The following is a 25,979-nucleotide window of genomic DNA, read 5'->3' as shown; positions in this document are numbered from 1 at the left end:
CTGCTGTGTCGGCTCTCACGCGGACGCCAGAAGCACCGCCCGGCGGAGCTCCGTCCACCGTCCGTCATTCTCTTCGGGATGGTGGGGGTTCTTTTCGCGCAGCCACTTCTCGACGGTCGCGAGGTGCACGTCCTCGTCCGCGCGGCGGGCCACCTCGCGGTATACGTCGGCGGTGGTCTCCACCTCCGTCTCCCCCATCACGTCCCAGGCAAGGCTGGCGTAGTGTCGGGTGGTGGGGGGCACCTCGATCTCGTCCTCCACCGCAGCGGGGCCGAGGGCGCGCCGCCGCAGCTCGTGGGCGACAATCTGCTTCCGCACCTGCGATGCGTGGTACTGAAGGGCGGCCTGCACGTGCTGGGCCTGCTGCTCGGCTGTCATTGGGCCCTTGGTCTCGACGGGGCCCGGATCTGGGAGGCGCTTTTCCACCCGTTCCATCTCCTCCTCGATCGTCGCCCGGAGGGCCCGCAGGTCCGCGAGGCCCATGTCGTCGACCTGCGCGATGGCGCGGTCGCGGGCCGTCCGCAGCCGCTCGCGCCATTCGGCCCGAAGCTGTCGGAGAGACCGGGGCGGGCCATGCGTACCCATTGCGAGCGGATCAGCGGTGCGTAGTCTCGTAGGCGAGAGGGTGTCTTGACACGCTCCGGTCCGCCAAAGTGGTTCCGGCGGCCCCATCCGGCCCGAGACGGATCGTCCCCCGGTGGGCATTTGTAACAAAACTGTTCGCCGCATCCACCAACCCTCATTTCTTGTCTATGCTTCGCAGTCTCGAAGCCCAGCGCGACCTCGTCCTCGATGCCCTTCGCGTGTACCTGGGCACGGGCCTGTTTTTTCGGGGGCTTGTCCTGCTCACGACGAAAGGCGGGCTGCAGCAGCTACTGGGCACCACGGAACCGGGCCTCGGGCTCACGGGATTATCCGTGTATGTAATCGCGGCGCACCTCGTGGGTGGGGCCCTCCTCGCCGTGGGGCTCTACACGCGCCTCGCCGCTCTCGTCCAGCTGCCTGTCCTCGCCGGGGCGGTCTTTCTGGTACACTGGCGGGACGGGCTGCTGTCGGCGGACCAGTCCCTAGAGTTTTCGGCGCTGGTGCTGTTCCTGCTCCTGCTCGTGTGCGTGTTCGGGAGTGGACGGTGGTCGCTAGACGCGAAGTGGCGACGGCCGCCGGCCTCGGTCGTGCCGGGGTCGCCCCGGCGCCCGGCGGCGTAGCACTAAGAACAGGGGGCGTGCGTAGCGGGGCGTAGCCTCCTGTCCAGACTGAGGCCGGCGGCGGATCGCAATTGCCCTAAGAGCTTCGATCTCAGCGGTGCTCGGAGGCCTGTGCACCGCAGAAGGTACACGTTCATGCATCCGAGGCCTGACTTCGCAGTACCAAAAGGATCCAGCGTCCACCGAGAAACGACGTCCGCGGATGCTGCGAAACGATGGCGGCCGACTTGACAACGGGCGAAAAGCGAATCGCCCTCGCCCGGTCTTCAGACGCGCGGCAGCAACGACACGATGCAGAAGAAGCGACAGCGACTTTCCCCGAAGAGACAATCGCCGGGGGGACTGTCAGGGCCCGGAGAACGGAGACGGTAACGCTGGGCGCCCTTCCCAGTGGATCAAACTCGTCTCGGCACCGCAGACGAAAACGCACCGTAAGTCGACAGGTCTCCGAAGGCTTATTCGACGCAGGCCTTTCTTCGGTAAGCACCCAACGATCTAGGCCCGCTTAGAGCCAACTCGTTGCCTGCTGCAAGGGGAGTACCCACTCAGATCGACGCGAGCACGCCCTGTACTCCACACTTTGGACGCCAATCAGCGTGAAGAGTGCCGATTCCAGGCGTTGAGACGGGATTGGGGAACGGAGCGAACAAACTGATAGAGCCCCGGAAAGAAGTGGAATTGACGCCGGCGGACCAGCGGGAGGGGAAAATTTGATCCCAAACAGAAAAAACGCCCTCTTGATGAGGACGCGTTTTTCCGCTCGACACGTACCATCAATGTAGCAGAATTGCCCCGGGGTACGCTTAAACTCAGCGCAACAATGTTGTAACGTAGACGAGGAGAAAAGGAAGTTGCTCCGGAACCGCATCTCCCATCTGCACTTCTCTGACGAAGCCACCCGCTCGCGGCTTCTCGCCATGCTGACTGTTTGCCCTTATCCCCCGGTCCTGCTAGGTTCACGGTCCATGATTTCCGCCCACCAAGTTACGCCCTCATGTCCGATCAATCCCTGACACCGGGCCAGGCGCTCGGCCGGTGGATTCTGTACGTCGTCGTTTTTCTTCTATCCGGAGGGACCGCGGCCGGGGTCTCGGCGCTCGCCTACCAGGCCATCGCACAGACACAAACCCCGCTCGGCATCTACGCCGTCATCTTCGCGGCGAGCGGCTTCATCGCGTACCGGCAGACAGAACAGGTGCTCAAGGCTGATGCGTGAGACGTGAAGCGTGGGGCATGAGAGGACACGGAAAACGAAACCGGGAGAGCCTCGAGCATCACGCGCTGCGGGTCACTCCGACTCCTCTTCTTGCTTCGCCCGGGCATAGAGCTCCGTAATGACGGATGCCAGCAGTTCCGGCTGATCCTCCGAGAGCTCTTTCACGAGCGGGATGAAGTCCTCGACGGCCGGCTCCTCCCCGTTGGTCGGGGGCTCGGCGCTCGCGTAGCGCTCTTGGAGCAGCTCGCGGGCCTCGCTGTGCGGGTCCTTCGGCAGCTCCGCCTTTTCGAGCTCGATGTCGTAGGTGTTGGCCATCCGCTTGAGCTCGTACTCGTCCTCGTGGGTGGAAAGGACGATCGTCGTGCCCTCTTCCCCGGCCCGTGCCGTGCGGCCGGAGCGGTGGATGATGTACTCGTGGTCCTGCGGCACGTCGTAGATAAAGACGTGACTCAGGTCGGACACGTCGATCCCGCGGGCCGCCACGTCCGTCGCCACCAGGAGACGAAGTGTCCCCTCGCGCAGCCGATCGAGCGCCTCCTCCCGGTCGCGCTGGGAGAGGTCGCCGGACATCTCGTCGATGTCGTAGCCCTTGTTCGAGAGAAACTTGTTGAGGTAGCTCACCTCCCGCTTCGTGTTGGCAAAGATGAGGGCCGACTCCGGCTCCTCGATCTCCAGCAGCTGCGCCATCACCCGATCCTTGTCCATCGGGTTGACCAGGTAGTAGCGGTACTCGTTCTCCTCCACGCTCACCTTGTCGGTGCTGAGGGAGAGGAAGCCCGGGTCGTCGAGGAACTCGCGTGCCACGGACCGCACCTTCGGCGGCATGGTGGCGCTGTACATGTACGAGACTCGCTCCCCCGGCACGTGCTCAACGATGTCCTTCATGTCGGGATAGAAGCCCATCGACAGCATCTCGTCGGCCTCGTCGAGCACCAGCATGCGGAGGGTGCTGGCGTCAAAGTTGTCCTTCTTGATGTGGTCGAGAATGCGGCCCGGCGTGCCGATGACAACCTGCGCCCCCTTCTTCAGGCCGTCGATCTGCGGCTGGTACCCGACGCCGCCGTAGATGAGAACCGCCTCCATCCGGTTCGTGCGCGGCGTCGCGATTTTCATCTGCTCGAACTCCTCGTGGATCTGCCGTGCCAGCTCCCGGGTGGGCGTGAGAATGAGGATCTGCTGCTCTTCCTTGTCCGGGTTGACCAGATCGAACAGCGGCAGCAGGAACGCGCCGGTCTTGCCCGAGCCGGTCTGCGACTGCACGATCAGGTCGCGCCCGTCGAGGGTGTAGGGGATGGCCTTGCGCTGGACGTCCATCAGCTCCGTCCAGCCGGCGGCGTGCACCGCCTGCTCCATGTGCCCGGACAGCTCATCGACCGTCATCTCGTCGAGGGACGGGTCCGGCTCGTGCAGCTCCGACCCGACTTTATCGCGCCGCCGCTCCTTTTGGGCCTCGGAGGTCAGGTCAATGACGTTCGTGTACTTGCTCTGCGAGATTTCATCAGCCATGCGGCAAACGACTCGGGATTGGGTTCCGGGGACGTCGAAAAGGGCGGGGAAACCCTCCGGCCAGGCGTCAACTGTTCTCCGTCACACTACCGGGGGAAGAAGGGGAAGATGAGTGCCTTAAAGCAACGCGAGTGATACGTGAGTCCTTCCGCGATCGATCCTCTGATTCCTTAACGGAATACAAAAAGCGCGGCCCCTCCGGCGAGGCGAGGCCTACATCGAGAGCCCCCCGTTCACCTGCAGGACGTGCCCGGTGATGTAGTCGGACGCCGGGGCCGCCAAAAACAGGACCGCCTCGGCAATCTCTTCGGTCGTGGCGAGCCGGTCGAGCGGCACCGCGTCGAGAATGGAGTCTCGCGTCTCCTGGTCGAGCTCGTCGGTCATGTCGGTCTGCACGTACCCCGGCGCCACCACGTTGACCGTCACGTTGCGGCCGCCGAGCTCCTTGGCGAGGCTTTTGGAGAAGCCGACGATGCCGGCCTTGGAGGCGGCGTAGTTCGTCTGGCCCGCGTTGCCCGTGGTGCCCACGACGGAGGAGATGTTGATGATCGAGCCGCTCTGCTGGCGCATCATGGGCATGTACGCCGCCTTGCAGAAGTTGAACGTGCCCTTCAGGTTCGTGTCGATCACGTCGTCCCAGTCCGCCTCCCCCATGCGGAGCAGGAGCCCATCCCGCGTGATGCCGGCGTTGTTGACGAGCACGTCGAGCGCTCCGAAGTGCTCCGTCACCGCGTTGACGTGGGCCTGGGCCGCGTCGAGATCGGCCACGTCTCCCTGCAGCGATAGCGCCTCGGTGCCCTGGTCTTCGAGCGACTCGACGAGGGCCGCCGCCGCGTCGGTCGACGAGCGGAACGTGAACGCCACGTTGGCCCCGGCCTCGGCAAAGGCTTCGACGAGGGCGCGGCCGATGCCGCGCGTGCCGCCGGTGACGAGAACCGTAGAGCCGTGGAGGTCGACCTGCATAGTGCGGGGACTGCGTGCTGTGAGCAGTGTGGTGTGGAAAGGCCCCGCCGATTCTGGAAGATTGGCAATCCCATCCAGAAAGGCAAGGCTGCACGCGGTCCACACAGTCGGCCGGCCCGATCGGGAATTGACGTCAGAGTCCCCCGACCGATCGAGACATCCGATGACGGAGACAGCCCCCTCATCGCCGGGCCGAGTGCCCGGCACCACCGTCACGAGCGCTCTTTTTTGCCCTCTGAGCGGTGTTCACCTCCTCCCACCGCCACGCAAATTCCTGCCGCCCGCCTCCGCCCGTCCGGCGGACACGAAGCTTTATTCTCGAGGCCTCGGCAAGAATGTCGGTTCCCTCCACCCTTCGGGGGAAGTAGAGGGAGTTGCGGCGGTACAGCACCGTCTCGCCCCCCGCCACGAACGCCTCACGCAGGGGCCCATGGTCCGACTGAATGGGACGGTACGTGTCCCTCCCGACGCGAAGCTCCGTGCGGGCGCTGGGCCCCGTGATGATGCCGTCTCGGCCCCGCCCGACGAACCAGTACACGTCGATGTGGATCGTTTCGGCGTACTCCTTGCGCCGTTCATTGAGGAGCTCCCGGGCTTGCTCCTTCCGGAGAGACAGCACCCCCATCTCCGGCTGGAGGGACATGAGTGAGAGCTCAAGGCTCCAGAAGGTCGCATAGGTGCGGCTTCGGAGACTGCGCCCCGTGCCGATGCTCTGGATACTGCTGGACCACTTTTCGGTGAGCGACTCAAAGTCACGCTCGACCTGGAACTGGAGCTTGCTATCGGCCTCCGAAATGGTCAGGGCCTTCAGGGAGTCGGGATGGTGATCTACGGTTCGCTCCGCCGGCAGGAACCGCTGAGAAATCCTTCCCTCGTCGACCGAGTAGGTGTTGCCCCCGCCGCAGCCCACGAAAACCATCGCGGCGAGGCACGACCCAACGAGCCAGCGGAGCGACGAGCGGGGAGACGGCAGGGCGAATGCACCCATGGGATCGCGGCGGTTGGAACGGAGACCGGCATTCAGCTTCTGCAACGTGCGGGGTATAGCACTCGTCCCCCCGACACGCGTTCCTCCGTCCAGGCCCGTCGCTACGCCTCAGCCAGACGTGCAATCTCCTCGGGGGTCCCTGCCCCCATCGCCCCGACATCACCATCCAGCGTGCGGCCCACGAGGCCCTGTAGCACCTGCCCCGTTCCCACCTCCGCGAAGCGGGTGGCGCCGTCCTCCTGCATGCGACGGAGCGTGGGGGCCCATTGAACCGGCGACAGAAGTTGCTCCGTGAGGCAGCGTCGAATCTCATCGGGATCCGTCGTCGGCTCGGCCGTCGCGTTCGGGTACACCGGGCAGCGGGGGGCCTCGATGGTCACCGCGTCGAGCACCTCCGTGAGCCCCTCCCGGGCGTACTCCATGAGGGGCGAGTGGAAGGCCCCACTCACCGGCAGGGGCATGGCGCGCCCCTCCACCGCCTCCGTGGCCCGCTCCACCGCCCCCACGTCGCCGGAAATGACGATCTGGCCCGGGGCGTTGTAGTTCGCGGGCCGAACGACCCCGTCTCCGTTCGCGGTGATGTCGTCGCACACCTCTTCGACGTGGGCCGTGTCGGCCCCCAGTACGGCCGCCATGCGGCCCGGGCGCCGCTCGCCGGCCTCGCCCATGAGCTCCCCACGCCGGCGCACCACGCGCAGGCCATCTTCGAACGACAGGGCCCCCACGGCCGCCAGCGCGCTGTACTCCCCGAGGCTGTGCCCCGCCACCATGTCGGGCCCCGGGCCGCTTGCATCGAGCACCGCCATGGCCGCCAGGCTGTGCGTGTAGAGCGCCGGTTGCGTGATCTCCGTCTGCTTCAGCTTTTCTTTCGCCGTGTCCGCCTCCGCCCCCAGCCCAAACATCAGCGAGAGGAGGTCAAAGTCGAGGATATCGTTGGCGGCCTCGAAGCGGGCCCGGGCTTCTTCGTGCTGTTCGTAGAGCTCGTGCCCCATGCCCACGGCCTGTGAGCCCTGTCCGGGAAAGAGAAATGCAGTTGCCATGTCAAGGTCGAGCGAGGTTCGAGAGTTGCGTTCGGAATCAGAGGAGCACGGGCGGCAAGGGTCCGTGTCGGCCTCACTGCCGTCATCCGTAGGCCCAAGTGAGGTGGCCAGCGCCCCAGGTCAAGCCGCCCCCGAAGGCCGTCACAACGACATCGTCCCCCCGCTCCAGCTCGTCCTCCCAGTCGTACAGGCACAGCGGGATCGTCGCGGCCGTGGTATTGCCGTAGCGGTCGATGTTGACCATGACCTGGTCGGGCGAGAGCCCGAGCTGGTTGGCCGTCGCGTCGATGATGCGCTGGTTGGCCTGGTGCGGCACGAGGTAGTCTACGCCTTCCGCGTCGAGGCCGTTGCGGTCCAGGACCTCCTCGCACACGTTCGCCATCCGGTTTACGGCGAGTTTGAAGACCTGCCGTCCCTCCTGTTTGAGGTAGTGCATGTGCGCATCGACGGTCTCGTGGGTCGGCGGGTTGAGGCTGCCGCCGCCCCGCATGCACAACAGGTCGCGGTGCTCCCCGTCCACATGGTGGACCGCATCGTGGAACCCCGCCTCTTCGTCGGCCTCCAGCACCACTGCCCCCGCCGCGTCCCCAAAGAGGATGCAGGTGGTGCGGTCCGTGTAGTCGACGATCGAGCTCATCTTGTCGGCCCCGATCACGAGCACCGTCTCGGCCTGGCCCGTCTCGATGAACTGGGCCCCCGTCGTGAGGGCGTAGATAAAGCCACTGCACGCCGCCGACAGGTCAAACCCCCATGCATTAGACGCCCCAAGGTTGTCCTGCACGAGGCAGGCCGTGGACGGAAAGAGCATGTCGGGCGTCACCGTGGCCACGACGATCAGGTCCACCGCGTCCGGCTCAATTCCGCGCTTGTCAAGGGCCTCCTGGGCGGCCTCCGTCGCCATAAAGGCCGTTGCCTTGCTGTCGTCGCCCAGAATGCGTCGCTCTTGAATGCCGGTTCGTGTGCGGATCCACTCGTCGCTGGTCTCCACCATTTCCTCCAGGTCGCCGTTGGTGAGTCGCGTCTCGGGAAGATAATGGCCAACAGACGTGATTGCGGCCTGAGGGGAAGAGGACGAGGAAGAAGGCATGAGACAGACGGACAGTGCGAAGATGACGGGACCCGCTCGGACGCTACGCGGAGGACGACTGGAATGCCTCTTCCAGGGCCTGGGCGACGTTTTCGGTGGCGATGGTGCGGGCCGAGTGGATCATCTGGGCAATCACATCCGCCGTGGAGCGCCCGTGCCCCACGAGCACATTCCCGTTGACCCCAAGGAGCGGCGCTCCCCCCAGTGCTTCCGGATCGAATCCCTCGCGCACCTCGTCGAGCACCCCCGCCACGAGCTGCTGTTCGTCGGGGGCGAGGCCCTGATGCTCCATCTCCTGCTGACACATCTCCGACAGGACCGTCGACATGCTCTCCCCAAACTTGAGGAGGGCGTTGCCGACAAACCCGTCGCAGATGATGATGTCGGCGGCGTAGAAGAGCAGATCGCCCCCCTCCACGTTGCCGACGAAGTGCACGTCGTCGGCGTCCTGGAGCAGTTTGTGGGCGGCCTTTACCTGCTCGTTGCCCTTGCCCGGCTCTTCACCAATGTTGAGGAGCCCCACCGACGGCGGATCGGTCTTGAGGACCTGCTGTGCGTAGACGGTGCCCATCCGGGCGAACTGGAGGAGATGAGCCGGCCTGCAGTCGACGTTGCTTCCGATGTCGAGGACCACGGAGGACCCCTTCAGGGTCGGGAAGAATCCGGCGATGGACGGGCGCTCTACACCCGGGATTCGCTGCAGGATAAACATGGACGCCGCCATGATGGCGCCCGTGTTGCCGGCGCTCACGAAGGCATCGGCGTGGTCGTCGTGGTGGGCCGCCAGGCCCCGGTGGATGGACGAGTTGGTCTTCTGCTTGACGGCGGTCGACGGCGTCTCCCCCATGCCAATTGCCTCGGGGGCGTCGACGATGCGAAGGCGCTCCTCGGGGGCCTCTGGGCGCGACGCCAGGAGACGCTGGAGCTGATCTTCGGGGCCCACGAGGAGCACCGACAGGTCATTTTCTGTCTGGTGGAGGGCCTGAATGGCCCCCTCCACGACCGCTTCCGGGGCGTCGTCACCCCCCATTGCATCCACTGCGATACGCGATGCTGCCATACGAACCGTCCGTGTGTCTGCCAGAACATGCGTGCCGGAGAGAAAGTTGCCGTCCCGCCGGGCGGGAGAGCACTGCTTTCCCCAGGGGGGACGACACTGCTCCGGCGGAAACATAGGCGTACGCAGAGACAATCGCCGGGCGCGCTTCCGTGTTCGGAACGAAGACCCGACAAAAAAGCAGCCGGCCTGGACTGAGATTCGCGACGTGTAGGATCGGCCGGCCCCGAACACGGGCCTCACCAGTGGGGATGTGCCGGGCGACTGCCCGTTCGTCCCCTACGCGATCAACTCATCGGACGGCTCGATAACCTGTCGGCCGCGGTAGTGCCCACAGTGCTTGCATGCTCGGTGCATCACCTTCGGGTTGCCGCAGTTGTTGCACTCCATGAGCTGAGGGGGCTCCAGCTCGTTATAATAGGTCGAGCGGCGCTTTCGAGTGCGTGATTTTGAATGTCGTCGTTTTGGGACAGCCATGGCTTAGAGTCGTCGAAACAATGAACGTCGAATTCGTGGCGGAATGGCGCCAAGCACTTCCGGTAAAGGCTCCCGTATGATGGAAGGATCGCCGTCGGTGTTCAAAGGCCTGGTCTCATTTCGCCCAGAATTTATACCTCAGGGTTTTTTTCCGTACAGGGCACCACGTCGTTACTCGTCGTCTTTCAGCTCCTCCAGGGCACTCCAGCGTGGATCAACGGGGGTGTCGCCGTCCGGGTCGGCATCGTCCGTGGCCCCAAACTCCCGCTCGATGGGCTCGTCCTCGGCCCCCGGAGCAATGCGGCGCTGAGGAATGGCGAGGAGCAGCGTGTCGCGGACCATGTCCGTGAGATCAATCTCCCGGTCGGAGGAATTGAGCGGCCGCACCTCTTCGAACTCTTCTCCCTCCTGCCCCACCATGGACGGCGGCCCGAAGAGCACGTTGTACTGGCCGTCCAGGGCTTCGTCGTAGGGCTGAAGGGTGCGATCGCACGTCAGCTCGGCCGTGGCCGTGGCGCGCATCTTCACGAGAATGCGGTCGCGGTGATACTGCAGTTCCGCGTCAACGTGCACGTCGCTGAACGTAGTGGGGTCAAGGTCAGCCTGGCTCGCCGAGGGAGCGAACTCCAGGTGATGGATGCCCGTCGAAAGGGACGTGATGTCGACGGTCAGCATGCGGCCGGGCGGAACTATTTAGTCGGTTTTGCAAAGCTTGGTTGGAATGGTGCCCCCCCGTCAGAGTTCCCCTATACCCTGATGTTCGGTGGGCACACCCGCGTCACAGGCACTTTCCTCCACCTCTTTCCTCCGTCAAGATTACAGGAATCCGCTCAGGGCGCGAAAACCTGGTCCGCCCTCATCCGTGCCACAGTGACTGCAATAAATCTTTTGACGCGGGGACGTACCGCCGAAGAGTATTTCGCACGCGACTGAAGACTTCGCCCCTGGCGGGTCCCTCAGTCATCCTGTGGTGCTCGGGCGGTTTCTCCACGGCGCTGCACCCGTTCGTGCATCCGCTTTGTCCCCCGGACCTGTGCCAACCGACGGATTCCGACCGATGGACACGCAAAGCTTCAAGACCTTCAACGCCAAGCCAGATGAGGTGGAGCGCGACTGGTACATCGTGGATGCCACAAACCAGGTCGTGGGCCGCCTCGCTTCTCAGATTGCCCGCGTGCTCCGCGGAAAGCACAAGCCCACCTTCACCCCCCATGTGGACACGGGCGACCACGTGATCGTGGTGAATGCGGACAAGGCCCGGTTCACGGGCAAGAAGGAGCAGCAGAAGGAGTACCACGAGTACAGTGGGTATCCGGGCGGTGACCGCTCGCACTCCCCCGAGGAGATGCGCGAAGAAAAGCCCACATACATCATTAAAGAGGCCGTGGAGGGCATGCTTCCCACAGGCCCCCTGGGTCGGGATACGTTCAAAAAGTTGAAGGTTTACGCCGGCCCGGATCACCCCCACGAGGCACAGCAGCCCGAGCCGCTCGAAAACGCGTAGCGGTTTGTCCGCCCCTTTTGCCGACGCACTTTTTCGAATCCCTGACTTCTCCCCATGCCCAAGATGACCCAGTATCAGGCCATTGGGCGCCGTAAGACCTCCACGGCGCGTGTGTACTTGCGCCCGGGCGACGGCTCCAGTTTCGTCGTCAATGAGCGAGACGCTGAGGACTACTTTCCGGTCGCCTGGCGCCGCCGCACCCTCGATCAGCCCTTCGATGTGACCGATACGGTCGGTCAGTTCAACGTGAAGGTCAACGCCTCCGGCGGCGGCCTTACCGGACAGGCCGAGGCCACTCGCCTTGGCATTGCCCGGGCCCTCGTTGAGTACGACGAAGAACTGCGCGGCCCCCTTCGCGACGCCGGCTACCTGACCCGCGACGACCGGATGGTCGAGCGCAAGAAGTACGGCCAGCCCGGTGCCCGGAAGAAGAGCCAGTACAGCAAGCGTTAGACAGTTGCGAATGGCGAGGCGACGAGCGCCGGACGGCTTCCGTTCGACGTTCGGCCTCCGTCATTCAACGCTGCATCAATCAACCATACGGCCCGATGCGACAGTGGGTTGACCGTGGCTAAAGACGGTTTCGCTGCGCAGGAGACGGTCGTAGTAGTGCAAACCCAATCTCCCACGCATTTGTAGACCCTATTATGGCTGACGAGACGACTACGGAAACCCCTGACGTTCAGGACGAAGCCCCCCCTGAAGAAGACTCCTCTCAACCCCTGGAAGACACCGCTTCCGAGTCGACGGACGAGGATGCCCCTGAAAATGCCGAGGCAGACTCTTCTGAACCCGACGGGGACGCTGCCGACGCTGCGCCCCAGGACACCGACGGCGAAGGCGATGCGTCTGGGGAATCGTCCCCGGAGGCGGAAGAGGAGACGTCCCACCGCGTGACCATTGAGGAGCTCTTGAAGGCCGGGGCTCACTTTGGTCACCTGACGAGCCGGTGGAATCCGCGCATGGAGAAATACGTCTTCATGGAGCGGAATAACATCCACATCATCGACCTGATGCAGAGTCAGGTCCTTCTCGACGAGGCCGCGGAGGCGGTCAAGCGGTTTGCGCAACGCGGCAAGAAGATTCTCTTCGCCGGGACCAAGAAGCAGGCCGAGGACATCGTCCGCGAGCACGCCGAGGAGTGTGGCATGCCACACATGGTTGACCGCTGGCTTGGCGGCACCATGACCAACTTCCAGACAATCCGGAAGTCCATCCGCCGCATGGAAGAGATTGAGCGGATGGACCGGGACGGCACGCTCGACAAGCTGAAGAAGAAGGAGAAGCTGATGCGGCTCCGCGAGCACGAGAAGCTCGAGGAGACGCTCGGTGGCATCCGCGACATGGCGAGCCTGCCCGGTGCCATTTACATCGTCGATGTGCAGCGGGAAGACATTGCGGTGAGCGAAGCCAACAACCTCGGCATCCCGATCATCGCGATGGTCGACACCAACGGGAACCCGAAGAACATCGACTACCCAATTCCGGTCAACGACGACGCGCTGAGCTCCATTGAGCTGGTGACGTCTACCCTCACGGACGCCGTTCAAGAGGGCCTGCGCGAGCGCCGAATGAAGAAGGAAGAGAAGAAGAAGGCGGCCGCGTAGGGCTAACGTCCTCCCTTCTCCCGCGCTGCCCATTTCACCTGATCCCCCTCCAACCGACGAGACATGAGCGTTTCTGCCAAACAGGTAAAAGAGCTGCGCGACGCCACTGGCGTCGGCATGATGGACTGCAAAGAAGCTTTGCAGGAAACCGACGGCGACTTCGACGAGGCCGTCAGCCTGCTCCGCAAGAAGGGCCAGGAGGTCGCTTCCGACCGCGCCGCCGTGGAGGCCGACGAGGGCCTCGTCGTGACGGCCGTGTCCGATGACGGCCACGCTGCCGCGATCGTCGAGATCAACTGCGAGACCGACTTCGTCGCCCGCAACGACGACTTCCAGTCGTTCGCCGAGACAGTGGCGGATCGAGTGCTCGAAGAGAAGCCCGACGACCTGGAGGAGCTGGAAAGCTTTCCCTACGAAGACGACGCGACGATCAAGGACGAGTTGGTCGCCCTCACCGGCCGCATCGGCGAGAAGCTTACGATTCGCCGCTTCGACGTGCTCGAAAGCGAGGACGGAGAGGTAATTTCCTACATCCACCCGGGGTCGAAGCTCGGCGTGCTCGTGGAGGTGCACGGCGACGGAGAGGCAGAGGAGACCGGCCGGGACGTCGCCATGCAGGTGGCCGCCCTCGAACCGATCGCCGTCACCCGGGACGAGGTGCCCGACGAGGTGAAGGAAGAGGAACGCGAGGTGGCCCGCGAGGCCGCCGTCAACGAAGGCAAGCCCGAGCACGTCATCGACAACATCGTGGAGGGCAAGCTCGAGCGGTTCTTCGAGGACCACGTGTTGATGGAGCAGGCCTTCGTAAAGGACTCGTCGGTATCGGTGAAGAAGATGCTCGACGATGCTGACCTGTCGGTGGCCCGCTTTACGCGCTACGCACTCGGCGACTGATGATGCGGATGTCGTGCCCCCCGTTGGCGTCGGCACCGCATCGGGATGTGTACGGGTCACGGGTCCTGTCCAGGCCAGGCCGGTCTTGTGGCTTGTGCCGTCCGCCCAAAGCCTTCTCAATTCTTTCCTCCCCCCGAGAACGGGGATGCCCGATGCTCGCACAGCGAACTCGAACACGCACCTGACGGTGCCTTCCCTATGAGCGCTTCCCCCGACGACGGATCCGATTCGTCCCTCGAACATCAGCGCGTGCTGCTGAAGCTTAGTGGCCAGGCCTTGCTGGGAGAGCGGGAATTTGGGATCGACGAGACGGTCCTCCGCACCTACGCAAATGAGGTAAAGACCGCCGTCGAGGCTGGGGCCGAAGTGGCCGTCGTCATTGGGGGCGGCAACATCTTTCGGGGGGTGGAGCATGCCATGGAGGGCATGACGCGTGCCCATGCGGACTACATGGGCATGCTCGCCACCATGATCAACGGCATGGCGCTCCAGGACGCCTTCGAGCAGGTCGACCTTGTCACACGCCTGCAGTCGAGCATCAAGATGGAGGAGATCGCCGAACCGTTCATTCGCCGTCGTGCCATTCGCCACCTCGAGAAGGGGCGGGTCGTCATCTTCGGGGCCGGCACTGGCAATCCGTACTTCACGACCGACACCGCCGCCGCCCTTCGGGGCCTCGAGATCGACGCCGACGTCATTCTGAAGGGCACTCGGGTGGACGGCATCTTCACCGCGGACCCGGAGGAGGACGATTCCGCCGAGCGTTTCAAACAGATCCACGGACAAGAGGTCATTGACCGCGACCTGCGCGTCATGGACATGACCGCCCTCACGCTCTGCCAGGAGTCGAAGATGCCCATTTCCGTATTCAACATGGGCACGTCGGACAACCTGCGGCGCCTCCTGGAAGGAGAAACCGTGGGTACCCACGTGCATTGGGACGAAACCAAGGCCCCTACCGAACGCGTGCCGGCCTGACGGAGGCCGCCCGTGCCCATTCTCTCGCTCACCAACTGCCCCTCTCGCCCATGCCCGACGATCCCATTCAGGATATTCTGGACGAGGCCGACGAGGAAATGGAGGAGTCGGTATCGTACCTGCGCTCGGAGATGCGCACAATTCGCGCCGGACGGGCCTCCCCGGCCATGCTCGAAAACGTGACGGTCGAATACTACGGCTCCCAGACGCCCCTGGAGCAGGTTGCCAGCGTGAGCGCCCCCCAGCCCGACCTCATCGTCGTGCAGCCGTTCGACCGCAACTCCATCGAGAACATCGAACGGGGCATCATGAAGGCCGACCTGGGCCTAAACCCGAACAACGACGGCGAAAAGATCCGCATCCCCATTCCGCCCCTCTCCGAAGAGCGAAGAAAGGAGCTTGTGGAGACCAGTCGCGAGCGGGCCGAAGAGACGAAGATTTCGATCCGCAATATCCGACGCGACACCAAGAACGAGATCCAGAGCGTCGTCGAGGAGGAAAACTTCTCCGAGGATGTACTCTACGGCGCCGAGGAAGATCTTCAAGAGATCACCGACGCTTACACCGAGACCGTGGAGGGGCTTCTGGAGCAAAAAACCGAACAGATCATGGACGTCTGACGAGACACCAGGGAGGACTGAGGGACGCATCGCTCCCTCGCTGCTCCCGACCCTTCTGGAGGGGTGACCGAGTGGTCGAAGGTGCTCGCCTGGAAAGCGAGTGTGCCGTTTACACGGTACCGAGGGTTCGAATCCCTCCCCCTCCGCCGTCTGTCCCGCAGCACGTTTCGTCCCGAACGCCCCGCCTCAGTGCCCGTCTTCCGTCCGGAAGGCGGGATTTCGAAAATGAGGCCCTCATTCGCGTTTCCCACTCGTTCTCCCGCCTCCCCCTATGATTCGCAGCATGACGGGCTTCGGGCGCGGCCACGCCAGCACCGACGATGCCTCGGCGACCGTGGAAATCCAGTCCACGAACAAGCGCCACCTCAACATCTTCGTCCATCTTCCGGACCCGCTTCCCGAGGCGGAGTCGGACGTGCGGATGCAGATGAAGGAGGCATTCGAGCGGGGCCAATTCGACGTCAACGTCTCCGCCGAGCTCAAGGGCACGGATGCCCTGCCGGTCGACGTGGACGCCGACGTGGCGATGCATCACAAGCAGCGCCTGGAACAGCTCGCCGCGGCCGCACAGATTGAGGCACCGATCCGGATCGACCACCTGCTGGAGTTCGAGGACATCTTCGCGGCGGAAGAGGAGCGGGAGGCCGCCAAGATCCAGCGCGCGTGGCCGGCCGTAACGCAGGCCCTCGACGCCGCCATCGACGACCTACGGGCCATGCGGCGCGAGGAAGGCGACGCACTGCGCGACGACCTGGAGCAGCGCACCCGCGCCATCGACGAGCACCTCGACGCCATCGAGGCACGGGCCCCGGCTCGGGTCGAGGAGCGTCAGGCCCAGCTTCGCGACCGCCTCGAAGAACTGATCGACGACGAGCATCTCGATCCCGACCGTCTCGAAACCGAGATTGCCCTCCTCGCCGACAAGCTCGACGTAACCGAGGAGTGCGTCCGCCTTCACTCCCACATCAAGATGTTTCGGGAGGCCCTCGACGCCGACGAGCCATCGGGGCGGAAGCTGAAGTTCATTACGCAGGAAATCCACCGTGAGGCGAACACGATCGGGGCCAAGGCCGATGACGAGGTCATCTCTCGGGAGGCAGTGGAGATGAAGGAGGAGATCGAAAAGATTAAGGAGCAGATTCGCAATGTTGAATAGCCCGTCGGGCGTCGAAGGCTGGGCGCTGAACGTTCTGAGCACCGGCTCGCCCCGCCATCTCCCCCGAACACTCACCCCTTAACCCCACCATGCCCGACCGCAACATCGTCGTATTGACGGCCCCGAGCGGCGCCGGCAAGACCACCATTGCCCATCGGGTGCTGGAGGCGATGCCGGACATGCAGTTTTCCGTGTCGGCCACAACGCGTGCGGCCCGCCCCGACGAGACAGACGGGGTGGACTACCACTTCCTTTCCCCGGAGGAATTTCGCACCCGGATCGACACCGGAGACCTCCTCGAGTACGAAGAGGTGTACCCCGATCAGTTCTACGGCACGCTCCGCTCAGAGGTCGAAGATCAGGCCGACGACGGACCCGTGCTGCTCGACATTGACGTCAAGGGAGCCCTCAACGTCAAGCGCATTTTCGGGGACGACGCCCTCGTACTGTTCGTCGCCCCCCCGTCTCTCGACGAGTTGCGGCGCCGGCTCGAAGGACGCGGCACCGAAGACCGCGAATCCCTTCAGGAGCGCCTCGACCGGGTCGAACAGGAAATGGACAAGGCCGACGACTGCGACACGGTGGTCGTGAATGATGACCTGGACACCGCGGTCGAGGAAACCCTCACCCGAATTCGTCAGTTTCTAGATTCGTAACGGCAGACCAAATATGTGTCCGTGGGCGAGACGGAATGGGTGCGTCCCTGAACACCTGTTTGTGAGGCCGCACCGGCACCGGTGCCCACGCCCCTGAGCCCCCACTTTTTTTCGAAGCAGCCCCGCTCTACCATGGCAATTGAAACGTTAGACCTGGACAAGCTGGCCGAAAAGACCGGCAACCTCTACGAGACCGTCGCCATTCTGTCGAAGCGCTCGCGGCAGGTGGCCTCCGACACACGCTCGGAGCTGGACGACAAGCTGTCCTACTTTGAAGGCTTTGGGCCGGAAATGGAGGACGCCCGCATGCAAGAGGAGCAGGAGAAGGTCTCCCTCGAGTACGAGCGAGAGCCCGAGCCGACGGAGGTCGCCATCGACGAGTTTCTCGAGGATAAGATCTACTACCGCAAGCCCGACGACGAGTAGGTTTTCTGCTTCGCTGCACGCGTCTGTGAGATACGGAGAGCGCGTGCAGGACTTCCCCGTCCCTTGATCGGGGACCCGTCCCCGCACCGGTCCCCGAATCCGGCTGGCGATTCCCTTCCTGCGGACCCGCAGAGCAGGGACCCGTCGACCGGATTTTTTGCTTCTTCGCCGCTCCGCCCCCACCGATGCTCGCCTCTCTCGACCTGTCCGGACGATGCGTGGTGCTGGGGGTCACGGGCAGCATCGCGGCGTACAAGGCGGCGCCACTCGTGCGTCAGCTGAAAAAGGCCGGGGCCGAGGTACAGGTGCTCATGACCCCGGACGCCGAGCGCTTCGTAACACCGCTCACGCTCGGAACCCTTTCGGAGGGGGAAGTCTTGACGGAGATCTTTCCGGAAAATGAGGAGGGGTCGTGGACGAAGCACGTGACATTGGGCCAGTGGGCGGATCTTTTTGTCGTGGCCCCCGCCACGGCCCAGACGGTCGCCAAGTTGGCCCACGGCTTCTGCGACTCGATGCTCACGGCCACGGCCCTCTCGGCCCGCTGTCCGCTCCTGGTGTGTCCGGCCATGGATCGGGACATGTACCGGCACGCCGCCACGCAGGACAACCTAGACCGGCTCCAAGAAATTGGGTACGAGGTGATGCCCGCCGCCCATGGCGAGCTTGCGAGCGGCCTCGTGGGCCAGGGCCGGATGCCCGAGCCCGAGGAGATTCTTGGGCGCGTGGCCGAGGTGCTCGCAGAAACGGAGCCGACCGAGGCGCCTGGGGACTTGCCGCTTGCCGGGCACGACGTGCTCGTAACCGCCGGTCCTACCCGAGAACCCATCGATCCGGCGCGCGTCCTCACAAACCCCTCGACGGGGACAATGGGCTACGCCTTGGCGGAGGCGGCGGCGGCACGCGGCGCGTCGGTAACGCTCGTGACGGGGCCCACTGCCCTCTCTCCCCCTCCGGACGTGGAGGTTGTTTCCGTACGGACGGCCGAAGAGATGAACGAGGCCGTACAGGCCCGGGGCACAGATGCCGACTACGTGTTCATGGCCGCCGCGGTGGCCGACTACACCCCGGCCGATCCGTCGACCTCCAAGCGCAAGAAAAGAGACGAAGACCTGGTCTTGCACCTCCGCCAAACCCCCGATATTCTAAAAACCCTTGGGGCGCACAGGCGTCCCGACCAGGTCCTCGTGGGCTTCGCGCTGGAGACCGACGACGCCCTCGAAAACGCCCGGCACAAGCTGGACGAAAAAAACCTCGACTGGATTGTTGTCAACGACCCGACGGAGGAGGGGGCCGGCTTCGGGTCCTCTACGAATCGGGTCACGCTCCTTCACCCCGACGGCGCGTCCGAAGACCTTCCCCGCATGCCGAAAGCCGAGGTGGCCGAGGCCCTGCTCGACCGCGTGCTAACCGCCCACCACGACCCAGGCACGTAGCTTTTTGACCTTTCTCCGACTCGATGCAAGACCTCCTCCGCGAGCTGCGGGCCATCGTTGAGCACGAGCGGGCACTCCACGGGGACCTTCTTCCCTTGCCCCCTGCAGAGGCGTCCGCATCGGCTTCATCCCCCGACGCGCCCCCCGCCGAGACCGACACGCCTTCACACACTGCTCCCGACGACGCCGCATCCGATCCCGATATGCCCAACTACGATCTGTTTGGCAATCAGGTAGACCCCGCCGAGGACCCCTCACTGCCCCCCTCGGAGCGCATCGAGGCCCTCATCCCCGACGATGCCCCGTACAAGGACGCCGACACGCTGGAGGAGGTGGAGCAGTATTTCGCCGATAATGTGCTCGTGCCGATCGACGAAGACCGGGAAAACCCCGTCTTCGGCGTCGGCGACCCCGAGGCCGACCTCGTCATCATCGGGGAGGCCCCTGGGCGCAACGAGGACGAAGAGGGCGAACCATTCGTCGGCCGGGCCGGGCAGCTCCTCGATAAGATTCTCGACGCGATCAACTTTGAGCGGGAGGACGTCTACATCACCAATATTCTGAAGAGCCGCCCGCCCCGCAATCGCAACCCGAAATCGGAGGAAGTCGACGCGCATCTGCCGGTGCTCTACAAGCAGATCGCGCTAATCCGTCCGACAATTATTCTCACCGTGGGCAAGGTGGCCGGCAACACGCTCTTGGACCGGAGCTCCTCCCTCTCCAACCTACGGGACCAGGAGCACGACTTCTACGGCATTCCCCTGATGGCAACCTACCACCCGGCCGCCCTCCTGCGTAATTCGCAGTGGAAGCGGCCCACGTGGGAGGACGTTAAGCTGCTTCGCACCCGCTACGACCAGTTGACGGACGAAACCTGATCGCCCCTGCGCCGGTCTCCTTGTCCAGGGAGCGCTCGCAACACTGGGCCCCGCGAACGGACGCGCCTTTTCTTCTTCTCAAGTCTTTTCCCCTCCGTTCATGGCTGAAAACGACGACTCCCAACGATTCAATATTGACGAGTCGTCCCGGTCGTCCTACCCCCTCGAAAAAATGCGGGGCGGCGCGGGCGGGAATCAGCGGGAGCAGGCACAGGCGGTCCACGACCAGTCCGGGCGCGTCCCGCCGCAGGCCGTCGACGTGGAGAAATCCGTCCTCGGTGCCATGCTCATCGAGCGGGAGGCCATCCCGCAGGCCATCGAGATTCTTCCGTCGGATGCCTTCTACGAGAGCAAGCACCAGAGCATCTACGGCTGCATCCAGGATCTCTTCGAACGAGGAAATCCTGTCGACCTCGTCACCCTCACCGAGGAGCTGCGGCGTCGCGACAAGCTGGAGGAGATTGGGGGCGCCTACTACCTGACCGAGCTCACCACACAGGTCGCCTCCGCGGCGAACGTGGAGTACCATTCCCGCATCATCGCGGAGAAGTCGCTGCTCCGGCGGATGATCGAGACGATGACGACGGTCGTGCAGAAGGCGTACGACTCGGGGGCCGACGCCTTTGAACTGCTCGACGAGGCGGAAAGCAAGATCTTCCAGATCTCGGACAATCAGCTTCGCAAGGCCGCCGCCCCGATGAACGAGGTGGTGAAAGACACCCTGGAGCGCCTCGAAACCATCCACGGGCAGGACGGCGGCATCACGGGCGTGCCCAGCGGCTTTCCCAAGCTCGACGACCTCACGAGCGGGTGGCAAGACTCCGACCTGATTATCATCGCCGCGCGGCCCTCTATGGGAAAGACGGCCTTCGCGCTGGCATCGGCCCAGAACGCCGCCACGCACCCGGAGCGCTCGACCGGCGTGGCCATCTTTTCGCTGGAGATGGGGGCGCAGCAACTTGCCCAGCGCATGCTCACCTCTGAGGCCCGCGTGGACGCCCACAGGGCCCGCACGGGCCGGATGAAGGACGACGACTGGCAACGCCTGGCCCGGGCGGCCGGTGCTCTCAGCGACGCGGACATCTACATTGACGACACGCCAGGGCTCAGTGTACTGGAGCTCCGCGCCAAGTGCCGCCGCCTGAAGGCCGAGCACGAGCTCGGGCTCGTAGTGGTCGACTACCTGCAGCTCATGCAGGCCTCCGGGTCCAACTTGCGCAGCGGCGCCAACCGCGAGCAGGAAATTGCTCACATCTCTCGCTCGCTCAAGGGCCTCGCGAAGGAGCTCGACATCCCCGTGATTGCCCTTTCTCAGCTCAACCGTGCCGTCGAAAATCGGGGTGGCGACAAGCGCCCCCAGCTTTCGGACCTCCGCGAGTCAGGGTCGATCGAGCAGGACGCCGACGTGGTGTCGTTTATCTACCGCGCCGAGCGCTACGGCATCACCGTCGACGAGCAGGGCAACTCCACCGAGGGCATCGCCGAAATTATCGTGGGCAAGCAGCGCAACGGTCCCATCGGCTCCGTCGAGCTGGCGTTCGTCAACCAGTATGCCCGCTTCGAACCCCTCACCACCCAGTACGACAATCCCGGGGGCGGCCCGCCCCAGGGCGACGGCTCCGCCCCCATGGGCCCACCGCCCGACGGGAACGCTGGGGGCGGCGGCAATTCGTTCGAGGACGACGCTCCCTTTTAATGCCTCGCCCGGCGTGTCGTCGGGCTTACCTTTCTTGAACGTCGTTCTTTCCTACGCCCGTCGGCGTTCTCTCCATGGCGACGGACAAAGTGAGACAAGGCCCTCTAGCCCTCAGGTCCGAACATCTCAGTAGGAGGCATAAACGACGAAAAGCGCCCACCAGGTCAAACCCAGGGGCGCTTGCGGGAGGTGACGGGCGGATTCGAACCGCCGTAGGAGGCTTTGCAGGCCTCTGCCTGACCACTCGGCCACGTCACCGCATCCGGTGCGTTTGGAAACTGTAAATGAAGAGGTTCGCCGCCGGGTTCCTCTCAGGGACCGGGTGTGGGCTCGGGGAGCACGCCCGGCAGGATTCGAACCTGCGGCCTGCGGATTAGAAGTCCACTGCTCTATCCAACTGAGCTACGGGCGCAGGTCGAGGCTCTAAAGCAACAGGGCGCCACTGAACTTGGGGCACCAATTGGTCGGGGCGGCCGGATTTGAACCGGCGACCACCTGCCCCCAAAGCAGGTGCGCTTCCGGACTGCGCCACGCCCCGGGAGACGGTGGAGACACCAATCTATGTTAGCTTCTTGGCCTCTTCAAGCTCCTCCTCAACGTCGTCGAGGGGAATGATCTTTTCGCGGAAGCCGTAGTTGCCGTCTTCCTTTTCCTCGGCAACGATGAGCTTCGCCATCTTGCGCGAGGCCGATGTGCTTTGGTCTGCCATGGCTTATTTCTTTTCTCGGTGAAGGGTGTGCTTCTGAAGAACGGGGTTGTACTTCATGAGCTCGATGCGATCGGAGGTGTTTTTCCGGTTCTTCGTCGTATGGTAGCGCGACGTTCCCGGCTCCTCCGTACACTCGAGTATGACCTGAACGCGATCACCTGTGGCCATCGGACTGTGGATTGGTTGGTTGTGGTAACTACAGTTTTGAAACGTTGCGGGGGCGGATCCAGCAACGAAGGCCCAACCTACACGTCGTAGCCCTGCTTGCGGGCCTCCTCCAAAACCGCCTGAATACCCTTCTTATTAATGGTCTTCAGGGTTTTCGAAGACACTTTCAGTTTCACGTGGCGGTCCTGAGAAGGAATATAGAACCGCTTCTCGTGCAGGTTGCGCTTGAAGCGGCGATTGGTCTTTTGGTTGGAGTCGGAAACGCTGTTTCCCGTCACCGGACCCTCGCCCGTAACATCATCTTTGCGAGCCATAATGGACCTTTTAGGGCAATTTGTGTCTGTTGACGTGTCGCCATTCCAGAACGACGCGGGCCGACGTCCGGCTTGTGCGCGTCAGATCGGCAGGTTTGAAGGCAAACCCGCGGGGCTTTGTTCGTGAAGACGCCGCAATTTCGACGCAGGCGTCCGTCTCCTGCTAATCCCAGGGCATGCGTGCGTGCTCGCTCAGGAATGCCCGTCCCCCGAGGGGGTTCCCCCCGACAGGTGAGGCGTAATCCCCGGCGTGAGGAACTCGAAGAGCGTATCTCCCCGCAGGCCCAGGCGCAAAGTTTCAAGCGGGACGACCTCTTCGGGGTGGATGTTGCCGAGATTGACGTTGGCGCCCTGGTGCTTGATGAGCCAGACCTGCTGCTTCTTGTTGGGGGCCTCAAAGATGATGTCGTGCGGGTCGACCCGGGACAGAATCTCGTCGACGAGGCCCGTTCGCACTTCCCCATTTGGCCGAAAGAGTCCGGCAGTGCCGGCCTCCCGCGACTCGGCAGTTACCTTCCAGCTTCCGGCCTCCAGCTCCGCCTGCATGAATTCGACCCACCTGTACGGGGCCATCACGTCGCTGGAGTCCTTGGAGCCGACCTCGCTCACAACGGTGAAGTCCTTCGCGAAGAGCTCGATGAAGTCCAGCTTGTCCTCGTGTGCCATGGCGACGGCCCCGGCGGAAATCTCGACGTGGTGCACGTCCAGGTCGTCAAGGAGGCGGCGGTAGTCGTCGATCTGGTCCCGCAGGAAGTAGGCCTCGAAGAGCGTACCGCCGAAAAAGAAGGGAATGCCGGCGTCCCGGTAGACATCCAGCTTTGTCTCCAGGTTCTTCGTGACGGCGGCCGTTCCCCACCCGAGCTTGGCGACGTCAATGATGTGGGCGGCTCCGTTGAGGACATTCTCCACCTCTCGGGCCGACAGGCCCTTGTCCAACATGTGGGTAAGCCCCCGGTCCCGTGGCTTTTCGGGACGGTCCGGAAGGCCGATGAGATCAAACGCGTCGTTGGTCATGGGAATCGGTGCACAAGGCGGAAAGAAGGACGACGCTTGGCCGAACAGCCGTACAAAAGGTTCTAATGCGACTGGGAGGGGACCGGGTCCGATTTTCGTCCAATGACCGCCGGCTCAGCCGTCCAGGTGCACGGCCCGAGCCGGCTCGATGGCGGCCGCCCGAGCGGCCGGGTACAGGGCGGCCAGCACACAGAGCCCAAACGAAACGACCGCGATAAGTGCCACGTCGAGGGCCTGTACCGACACAGGGTAGGCGTCAATGAGAAACGATTCGGCCTGGGCCATCGGCACAATGCCGTAGTACTGCTGCACAAAGGCGAGCCCCAGCCCCAGAACGAGCCCCAGCCCGGTCCCGAGCGCGCCGACGAGCGCCCCTTCCAGAAGGAAGATGCGGCGCACATCCCCCCGAGACACCCCCATGGCCTGGAGCGCCCCCACGTCGGCCCGCTTTTCGATGACCACCATCGTCAGGGAGCCGACGATGTTAAAGGCCGCCACGATCACGATGAGCCCGAGAATGGCCGACGCTCCCCACTTCTCCAGCTGCATCACGTCGTAGAGCGACCGCTGAAGGTCGTACCACGTCTGCACGGTGTACTGGTCGGTCCCGAGCTTCTGCTGCAGGGCGGCCTTCACGCCCGCCGCCCGCTCCAGGTTGTCGAGACGGAGCTCAACCCCCGTCACCCGGCCCTCCGTGCGAAACAGTTGCTGCGCCTCCTCCAGCGATACGAAGACGCGTTGGCTCTCCGAGGCCCCCTGCGACTGGAAGAGGCCCCGCACCTCGAAGCGCTGCACCGGTGGGCTCCCAAAAATGTTCGTGAGTGTGCGCTCGACGGCCGGCGCCGACAGCAATCCCACGGCAGAGGCCGACTGCGTCCGGCGGGCCGGCACAAGCCCTGCGCGCTGCCCGAGTCGCTGGTTCAGTACAATCCCCGGCACCTCGTCCGCACTTCGACTCAAATCAAAGCGCCCCATTGCCATGGTCGGGGCCGCAGCCTTCATCATAGACGCCTCAACACCCCGGACCCGGACCACCCGATTGGCCTCGTCCGTGTTGTCACTCATCAGCAGAGCTTTCCCCTCCACGTAGGGCGCCGCCGCCGTCACGTGCCGGGTCTCGCGGGCGACACGAAGAAGCGAGTCTGCGTTGGCGACGCCCTGCCCCTCTGCACTCACGACCCGGACGTGCGGGTCAAGCGACACGAGAAGGTCCCGCACGACGTCGTAGAACCCGTTCATCACCGAGAGCACGACGATGAGCGACGCGACCCCGAGGGTCACCCCCACCGTCGAGATACCGGTGATGATTGAGATGAGCGACACCTCTCGTCGGCTGGCCAGATAACGCCGAGCGATCTGCAACCGGTAGTCCACGGTGGGTCGTTTGTCATCGGTCGATCAGCACGGAACGGGCCCTGAGCACATCGGCGCCCTCTGGGGGGCACAAAACTACTCGCTGCCTAGCATTGGGTCGGGCGTCGAAAAGGCCCCTTCCGGAGGCGACTCGGGCAGCGCCAACTGATTGGTGAGAAGCGCCTGATCCGCCCCGACGGCCTCCTTGCGAGACGCAAGGCGCACCGTTCCGCCCGGCGCCGATAGCTCTCGATATTGCGTCCAGTCGTAGAACTGCGGCGGGGCGTCCTCCGGCATTCCCTGAAGGTGGTAGGCCCACCGGTCGAGCCGGCCCGTCTCGGTCGACACGTACAGCCAATACTGGTCGCCCGGCGTCCGTCCTACCTCATCGAAGGTCAGATGGAGAACGTCGTGGTCGGCAGTTGAGGAGTCCGGAACGTAAGTGCGGTTCACTCCCGGGTCGAAGGCTTTGAGCGGGGCCAACAGCCAGTACGTATCGTTCACGAACCGGCCGTAGGCCTCTTCGAGGGCGGTTTCGCCCGCTGCTCCCGTTAACTCTTCGCCGTTTAGATAGACGCTCCCCCCCAGGCGACCGTCTTGCCGATCCCGGATGTTGGCGAGCACCACGTACGACGAGTCCGGGCCGGCCGACCACTCGATCCGATACTCGCCCGTGTTTCGGTTCCACAGGTGTCGCGCAATCGTCTGGGCACCGCCCGGCGTCTCAAAGCCAAAGTTGAAGCGAAGGTACGGGGACGATGCCCACGCGTCCATCCCGTGGGCCTGGAGGAGCCGGTAGGCCACCGAGTCGGCCCGCGTCTCAGGCGCAATCGTATCGGTCGGGGAAACGACCGGCTCAGAGTCGGAGGCCGAGTCCGACGAACACCCGGTCCAGAGCAGGCCGCCCGCCAGAAGTGTAGCAAAGAGCAACAAACGAACGCGAATCATGCCGAGGGAGACATCGCTTTGGGGAATGCAGTACACGTCAACATACGAGGCGAGACGCAGAGGTGCAGACTGCACGTCTTGCA

Annotated in this window: 29 protein-coding genes and 4 tRNA genes; 15 read left to right on the top strand and 18 right to left on the bottom strand. The window is 64.0% G+C overall.

Annotated elements, in window-relative coordinates; translation table 11 throughout:
• Positions 1-15 precede the first annotated feature (15 nt).
• Entirely contained in the window at positions 16-585 is a 570-nt protein-coding gene (locus tag OJB03_RS00300; protein ID WP_263784315.1) for a hypothetical protein, read from the bottom strand.
• Positions 586-752: 167 nt separating this feature from the next.
• Here OJB03_RS00300 and OJB03_RS00295 point away from each other — a divergent pair, with 167 nt between their 5' ends.
• A complete protein-coding gene (locus tag OJB03_RS00295) occupies positions 753-1,205 on the top strand; it encodes a DoxX family protein (RefSeq protein ID WP_263784314.1) in 453 nt (150 codons plus the stop codon).
• 994 nt (positions 1,206-2,199) lie between these two features.
• Entirely contained in the window at positions 2,200-2,421 is a 222-nt protein-coding gene (locus tag OJB03_RS00290) for a hypothetical protein (protein WP_263784313.1), read from the top strand.
• Positions 2,422-2,493: 72 nt separating this feature from the next.
• Here OJB03_RS00290 and OJB03_RS00285 read toward each other — a convergent pair whose 3' ends face one another.
• The 8 genes from OJB03_RS00285 to OJB03_RS00250 form a co-directional block, all read right to left on the bottom strand.
• Positions 2,494-3,927, bottom strand: a complete 1,434-nt coding sequence (locus OJB03_RS00285; protein WP_263784312.1) for a DEAD/DEAH box helicase — start codon at positions 3,925-3,927, stop codon at positions 2,494-2,496.
• 213 nt (positions 3,928-4,140) lie between these two features.
• Positions 4,141-4,890 (bottom strand): 3-oxoacyl-[acyl-carrier-protein] reductase, encoded by a 750-nt coding sequence (gene fabG / locus OJB03_RS00280; RefSeq protein WP_263784311.1) that lies wholly within the window; start codon positions 4,888-4,890, stop codon positions 4,141-4,143.
• Between the two features lie 181 nt (positions 4,891-5,071).
• Positions 5,072-5,878, bottom strand: coding sequence for a hypothetical protein (locus tag OJB03_RS00275; RefSeq protein WP_263784310.1), 807 nt, complete (start codon positions 5,876-5,878; stop codon positions 5,072-5,074).
• A 101-nt stretch (positions 5,879-5,979) separates the two neighbouring features.
• Positions 5,980-6,918, bottom strand: coding sequence for an ACP S-malonyltransferase (gene fabD / locus OJB03_RS00270; RefSeq protein ID WP_263784309.1), 939 nt, complete (start codon positions 6,916-6,918; stop codon positions 5,980-5,982).
• 82 nt (positions 6,919-7,000) lie between these two features.
• On the bottom strand, positions 7,001-8,005 hold the full coding sequence (locus OJB03_RS00265; RefSeq protein WP_263784308.1) for a beta-ketoacyl-ACP synthase III: 1,005 nt from the start codon (positions 8,003-8,005) through the stop codon (positions 7,001-7,003).
• A gap of 43 nt (positions 8,006-8,048) precedes the next feature.
• Positions 8,049-9,065, bottom strand: a complete 1,017-nt coding sequence (gene plsX / locus OJB03_RS00260; RefSeq protein WP_263784307.1) for a phosphate acyltransferase PlsX — start codon at positions 9,063-9,065, stop codon at positions 8,049-8,051.
• A 276-nt stretch (positions 9,066-9,341) separates the two neighbouring features.
• A complete protein-coding gene (gene rpmF, locus OJB03_RS00255) occupies positions 9,342-9,539 on the bottom strand; it encodes a 50S ribosomal protein L32 (RefSeq protein ID WP_011402828.1) in 198 nt (65 codons plus the stop codon).
• 171 nt (positions 9,540-9,710) lie between these two features.
• Positions 9,711-10,214 (bottom strand): YceD family protein, encoded by a 504-nt coding sequence (locus OJB03_RS00250; RefSeq protein WP_263784306.1) that lies wholly within the window; start codon positions 10,212-10,214, stop codon positions 9,711-9,713.
• Between the two features lie 382 nt (positions 10,215-10,596).
• Between OJB03_RS00250 and rplM the strand changes: the two genes are divergently transcribed.
• From rplM to dnaB, 13 genes are all read left to right on the top strand, one after another.
• Positions 10,597-11,043, top strand: coding sequence for a 50S ribosomal protein L13 (gene rplM, locus OJB03_RS00245; protein ID WP_263784305.1), 447 nt, complete (start codon positions 10,597-10,599; stop codon positions 11,041-11,043).
• A gap of 54 nt (positions 11,044-11,097) precedes the next feature.
• A complete protein-coding gene (rpsI, locus tag OJB03_RS00240; protein ID WP_272507076.1) occupies positions 11,098-11,496 on the top strand; it encodes a 30S ribosomal protein S9 in 399 nt (132 codons plus the stop codon).
• A gap of 194 nt (positions 11,497-11,690) precedes the next feature.
• The gene (rpsB, locus tag OJB03_RS00235) at positions 11,691-12,650 is read left to right on the top strand and encodes a 30S ribosomal protein S2 (RefSeq protein ID WP_263784304.1); all 960 of its coding nucleotides are present in this window, start codon (positions 11,691-11,693) and stop codon (positions 12,648-12,650) included.
• 63 nt (positions 12,651-12,713) lie between these two features.
• Complete coding sequence (gene tsf, locus OJB03_RS00230; protein WP_263784303.1) at positions 12,714-13,544, top strand: translation elongation factor Ts; 831 nt, start codon at positions 12,714-12,716, stop codon at positions 13,542-13,544.
• A gap of 198 nt (positions 13,545-13,742) precedes the next feature.
• Positions 13,743-14,522: a UMP kinase gene (gene pyrH, locus OJB03_RS00225; RefSeq protein ID WP_263784302.1), complete on the top strand. Its 780-nt coding sequence runs from the start codon at positions 13,743-13,745 to the stop codon at positions 14,520-14,522.
• 50 nt (positions 14,523-14,572) lie between these two features.
• Positions 14,573-15,142 carry a ribosome recycling factor gene (frr, locus tag OJB03_RS00220; protein WP_263784301.1) on the top strand — a complete coding sequence of 190 codons (570 nt, stop codon included), beginning with the start codon at positions 14,573-14,575 and terminating at the stop codon, positions 15,140-15,142.
• A gap of 57 nt (positions 15,143-15,199) precedes the next feature.
• A tRNA-Ser gene (locus OJB03_RS00215) sits at positions 15,200-15,288 on the top strand.
• Between the two features lie 125 nt (positions 15,289-15,413).
• On the top strand, positions 15,414-16,298 hold the full coding sequence (locus OJB03_RS00210; protein WP_263784300.1) for a YicC/YloC family endoribonuclease: 885 nt from the start codon (positions 15,414-15,416) through the stop codon (positions 16,296-16,298).
• Positions 16,299-16,387: 89 nt separating this feature from the next.
• Entirely contained in the window at positions 16,388-16,954 is a 567-nt protein-coding gene (gene gmk / locus OJB03_RS00205) for a guanylate kinase (protein WP_263784299.1), read from the top strand.
• Positions 16,955-17,086: 132 nt separating this feature from the next.
• A complete protein-coding gene (locus OJB03_RS00200; protein WP_263784298.1) occupies positions 17,087-17,380 on the top strand; it encodes a DNA-directed RNA polymerase subunit omega in 294 nt (97 codons plus the stop codon).
• 185 nt (positions 17,381-17,565) lie between these two features.
• Positions 17,566-18,816: a bifunctional phosphopantothenoylcysteine decarboxylase/phosphopantothenate--cysteine ligase CoaBC gene (gene coaBC / locus OJB03_RS00195; protein WP_263784297.1), complete on the top strand. Its 1,251-nt coding sequence runs from the start codon at positions 17,566-17,568 to the stop codon at positions 18,814-18,816.
• 23 nt (positions 18,817-18,839) lie between these two features.
• Positions 18,840-19,694, top strand: a complete 855-nt coding sequence (locus OJB03_RS00190; RefSeq protein ID WP_263784296.1) for a uracil-DNA glycosylase — start codon at positions 18,840-18,842, stop codon at positions 19,692-19,694.
• Positions 19,695-19,794: 100 nt separating this feature from the next.
• The gene (dnaB, locus tag OJB03_RS00185; RefSeq protein WP_263784295.1) at positions 19,795-21,390 is read left to right on the top strand and encodes a replicative DNA helicase; all 1,596 of its coding nucleotides are present in this window, start codon (positions 19,795-19,797) and stop codon (positions 21,388-21,390) included.
• A 187-nt stretch (positions 21,391-21,577) separates the two neighbouring features.
• On the opposite strand, the gene OJB03_RS00180 is transcribed toward dnaB, so the two are convergent.
• From OJB03_RS00180 to OJB03_RS00140, 9 genes are all read right to left on the bottom strand, one after another.
• Positions 21,578-21,648, bottom strand: a tRNA-Cys gene (locus OJB03_RS00180).
• An 80-nt stretch (positions 21,649-21,728) separates the two neighbouring features.
• A tRNA-Arg gene (locus OJB03_RS00175) sits at positions 21,729-21,802 on the bottom strand.
• A gap of 49 nt (positions 21,803-21,851) precedes the next feature.
• A tRNA-Pro gene (locus OJB03_RS00170) sits at positions 21,852-21,928 on the bottom strand.
• Positions 21,929-21,949: 21 nt separating this feature from the next.
• The gene (locus OJB03_RS00165; RefSeq protein ID WP_263784294.1) at positions 21,950-22,099 is read right to left on the bottom strand and encodes a hypothetical protein; all 150 of its coding nucleotides are present in this window, start codon (positions 22,097-22,099) and stop codon (positions 21,950-21,952) included.
• 3 nt (positions 22,100-22,102) lie between these two features.
• Entirely contained in the window at positions 22,103-22,267 is a 165-nt protein-coding gene (gene rpmG, locus OJB03_RS00160) for a 50S ribosomal protein L33 (protein WP_263784293.1), read from the bottom strand.
• 77 nt (positions 22,268-22,344) lie between these two features.
• The gene (gene rpmB / locus OJB03_RS00155) at positions 22,345-22,581 is read right to left on the bottom strand and encodes a 50S ribosomal protein L28 (RefSeq protein WP_263784292.1); all 237 of its coding nucleotides are present in this window, start codon (positions 22,579-22,581) and stop codon (positions 22,345-22,347) included.
• A gap of 192 nt (positions 22,582-22,773) precedes the next feature.
• On the bottom strand, positions 22,774-23,595 hold the full coding sequence (locus OJB03_RS00150; RefSeq protein WP_263784291.1) for a phosphosulfolactate synthase: 822 nt from the start codon (positions 23,593-23,595) through the stop codon (positions 22,774-22,776).
• A gap of 114 nt (positions 23,596-23,709) precedes the next feature.
• On the bottom strand, positions 23,710-24,969 hold the full coding sequence (locus OJB03_RS00145; protein WP_263784290.1) for an FtsX-like permease family protein: 1,260 nt from the start codon (positions 24,967-24,969) through the stop codon (positions 23,710-23,712).
• Between the two features lie 75 nt (positions 24,970-25,044).
• A complete protein-coding gene (locus OJB03_RS00140; protein ID WP_263784289.1) occupies positions 25,045-25,896 on the bottom strand; it encodes a hypothetical protein in 852 nt (283 codons plus the stop codon).
• Positions 25,897-25,979 lie beyond the last annotated feature (83 nt).

The organism is Salinibacter grassmerensis, assembly GCF_947077765.1.
Lineage (GTDB): Bacteria > Bacteroidota > Rhodothermia > Rhodothermales > Salinibacteraceae > Salinibacter > Salinibacter grassmerensis.
The sequence above is the reverse complement of the archived record's forward strand: the minus strand, read 5'-3'. Positions and strand labels throughout refer to the sequence as shown.

Excerpts from the sequence above, each read along its gene's own strand:
- OJB03_RS00300 (WP_263784315.1), bottom strand. The coding sequence starts at position 585 with ATGGGTACGCATGGCCCGCCCCGGTCTCTCCGACAGCTTCGGGCCGAA.
- OJB03_RS00295 (WP_263784314.1), top strand. The coding sequence starts at position 753 with ATGCTTCGCAGTCTCGAAGCCCAGCGCGACCTCGTCCTCGATGCCCTT.
- OJB03_RS00290 (WP_263784313.1), top strand. The coding sequence starts at position 2,200 with ATGTCCGATCAATCCCTGACACCGGGCCAGGCGCTCGGCCGGTGGATT.
- OJB03_RS00285 (WP_263784312.1), bottom strand. The coding sequence starts at position 3,927 with ATGGCTGATGAAATCTCGCAGAGCAAGTACACGAACGTCATTGACCTG.
- fabG (WP_263784311.1), bottom strand. The coding sequence starts at position 4,890 with ATGCAGGTCGACCTCCACGGCTCTACGGTTCTCGTCACCGGCGGCACG.
- OJB03_RS00275 (WP_263784310.1), bottom strand. The coding sequence starts at position 5,878 with ATGGGTGCATTCGCCCTGCCGTCTCCCCGCTCGTCGCTCCGCTGGCTC.
- fabD (WP_263784309.1), bottom strand. The coding sequence starts at position 6,918 with ATGGCAACTGCATTTCTCTTTCCCGGACAGGGCTCACAGGCCGTGGGC.
- OJB03_RS00265 (WP_263784308.1), bottom strand. The coding sequence starts at position 8,005 with ATGCCTTCTTCCTCGTCCTCTTCCCCTCAGGCCGCAATCACGTCTGTT.
- plsX (WP_263784307.1), bottom strand. The coding sequence starts at position 9,065 with ATGGCAGCATCGCGTATCGCAGTGGATGCAATGGGGGGTGACGACGCC.
- rpmF (WP_011402828.1), bottom strand. The coding sequence starts at position 9,539 with ATGGCTGTCCCAAAACGACGACATTCAAAATCACGCACTCGAAAGCGC.
- OJB03_RS00250 (WP_263784306.1), bottom strand. The coding sequence starts at position 10,214 with ATGCTGACCGTCGACATCACGTCCCTTTCGACGGGCATCCATCACCTG.
- rplM (WP_263784305.1), top strand. The coding sequence starts at position 10,597 with ATGGACACGCAAAGCTTCAAGACCTTCAACGCCAAGCCAGATGAGGTG.
- rpsI (WP_272507076.1), top strand. The coding sequence starts at position 11,098 with ATGCCCAAGATGACCCAGTATCAGGCCATTGGGCGCCGTAAGACCTCC.
- rpsB (WP_263784304.1), top strand. The coding sequence starts at position 11,691 with ATGGCTGACGAGACGACTACGGAAACCCCTGACGTTCAGGACGAAGCC.
- tsf (WP_263784303.1), top strand. The coding sequence starts at position 12,714 with ATGAGCGTTTCTGCCAAACAGGTAAAAGAGCTGCGCGACGCCACTGGC.
- pyrH (WP_263784302.1), top strand. The coding sequence starts at position 13,743 with ATGAGCGCTTCCCCCGACGACGGATCCGATTCGTCCCTCGAACATCAG.
- frr (WP_263784301.1), top strand. The coding sequence starts at position 14,573 with ATGCCCGACGATCCCATTCAGGATATTCTGGACGAGGCCGACGAGGAA.
- OJB03_RS00210 (WP_263784300.1), top strand. The coding sequence starts at position 15,414 with ATGATTCGCAGCATGACGGGCTTCGGGCGCGGCCACGCCAGCACCGAC.
- gmk (WP_263784299.1), top strand. The coding sequence starts at position 16,388 with ATGCCCGACCGCAACATCGTCGTATTGACGGCCCCGAGCGGCGCCGGC.
- OJB03_RS00200 (WP_263784298.1), top strand. The coding sequence starts at position 17,087 with ATGGCAATTGAAACGTTAGACCTGGACAAGCTGGCCGAAAAGACCGGC.
- coaBC (WP_263784297.1), top strand. The coding sequence starts at position 17,566 with ATGCTCGCCTCTCTCGACCTGTCCGGACGATGCGTGGTGCTGGGGGTC.
- OJB03_RS00190 (WP_263784296.1), top strand. The coding sequence starts at position 18,840 with ATGCAAGACCTCCTCCGCGAGCTGCGGGCCATCGTTGAGCACGAGCGG.
- dnaB (WP_263784295.1), top strand. The coding sequence starts at position 19,795 with ATGGCTGAAAACGACGACTCCCAACGATTCAATATTGACGAGTCGTCC.
- OJB03_RS00165 (WP_263784294.1), bottom strand. The coding sequence starts at position 22,099 with ATGGCAGACCAAAGCACATCGGCCTCGCGCAAGATGGCGAAGCTCATC.
- rpmG (WP_263784293.1), bottom strand. The coding sequence starts at position 22,267 with ATGGCCACAGGTGATCGCGTTCAGGTCATACTCGAGTGTACGGAGGAG.
- rpmB (WP_263784292.1), bottom strand. The coding sequence starts at position 22,581 with ATGGCTCGCAAAGATGATGTTACGGGCGAGGGTCCGGTGACGGGAAAC.
- OJB03_RS00150 (WP_263784291.1), bottom strand. The coding sequence starts at position 23,595 with ATGACCAACGACGCGTTTGATCTCATCGGCCTTCCGGACCGTCCCGAA.
- OJB03_RS00140 (WP_263784289.1), bottom strand. The coding sequence starts at position 25,896 with ATGATTCGCGTTCGTTTGTTGCTCTTTGCTACACTTCTGGCGGGCGGC.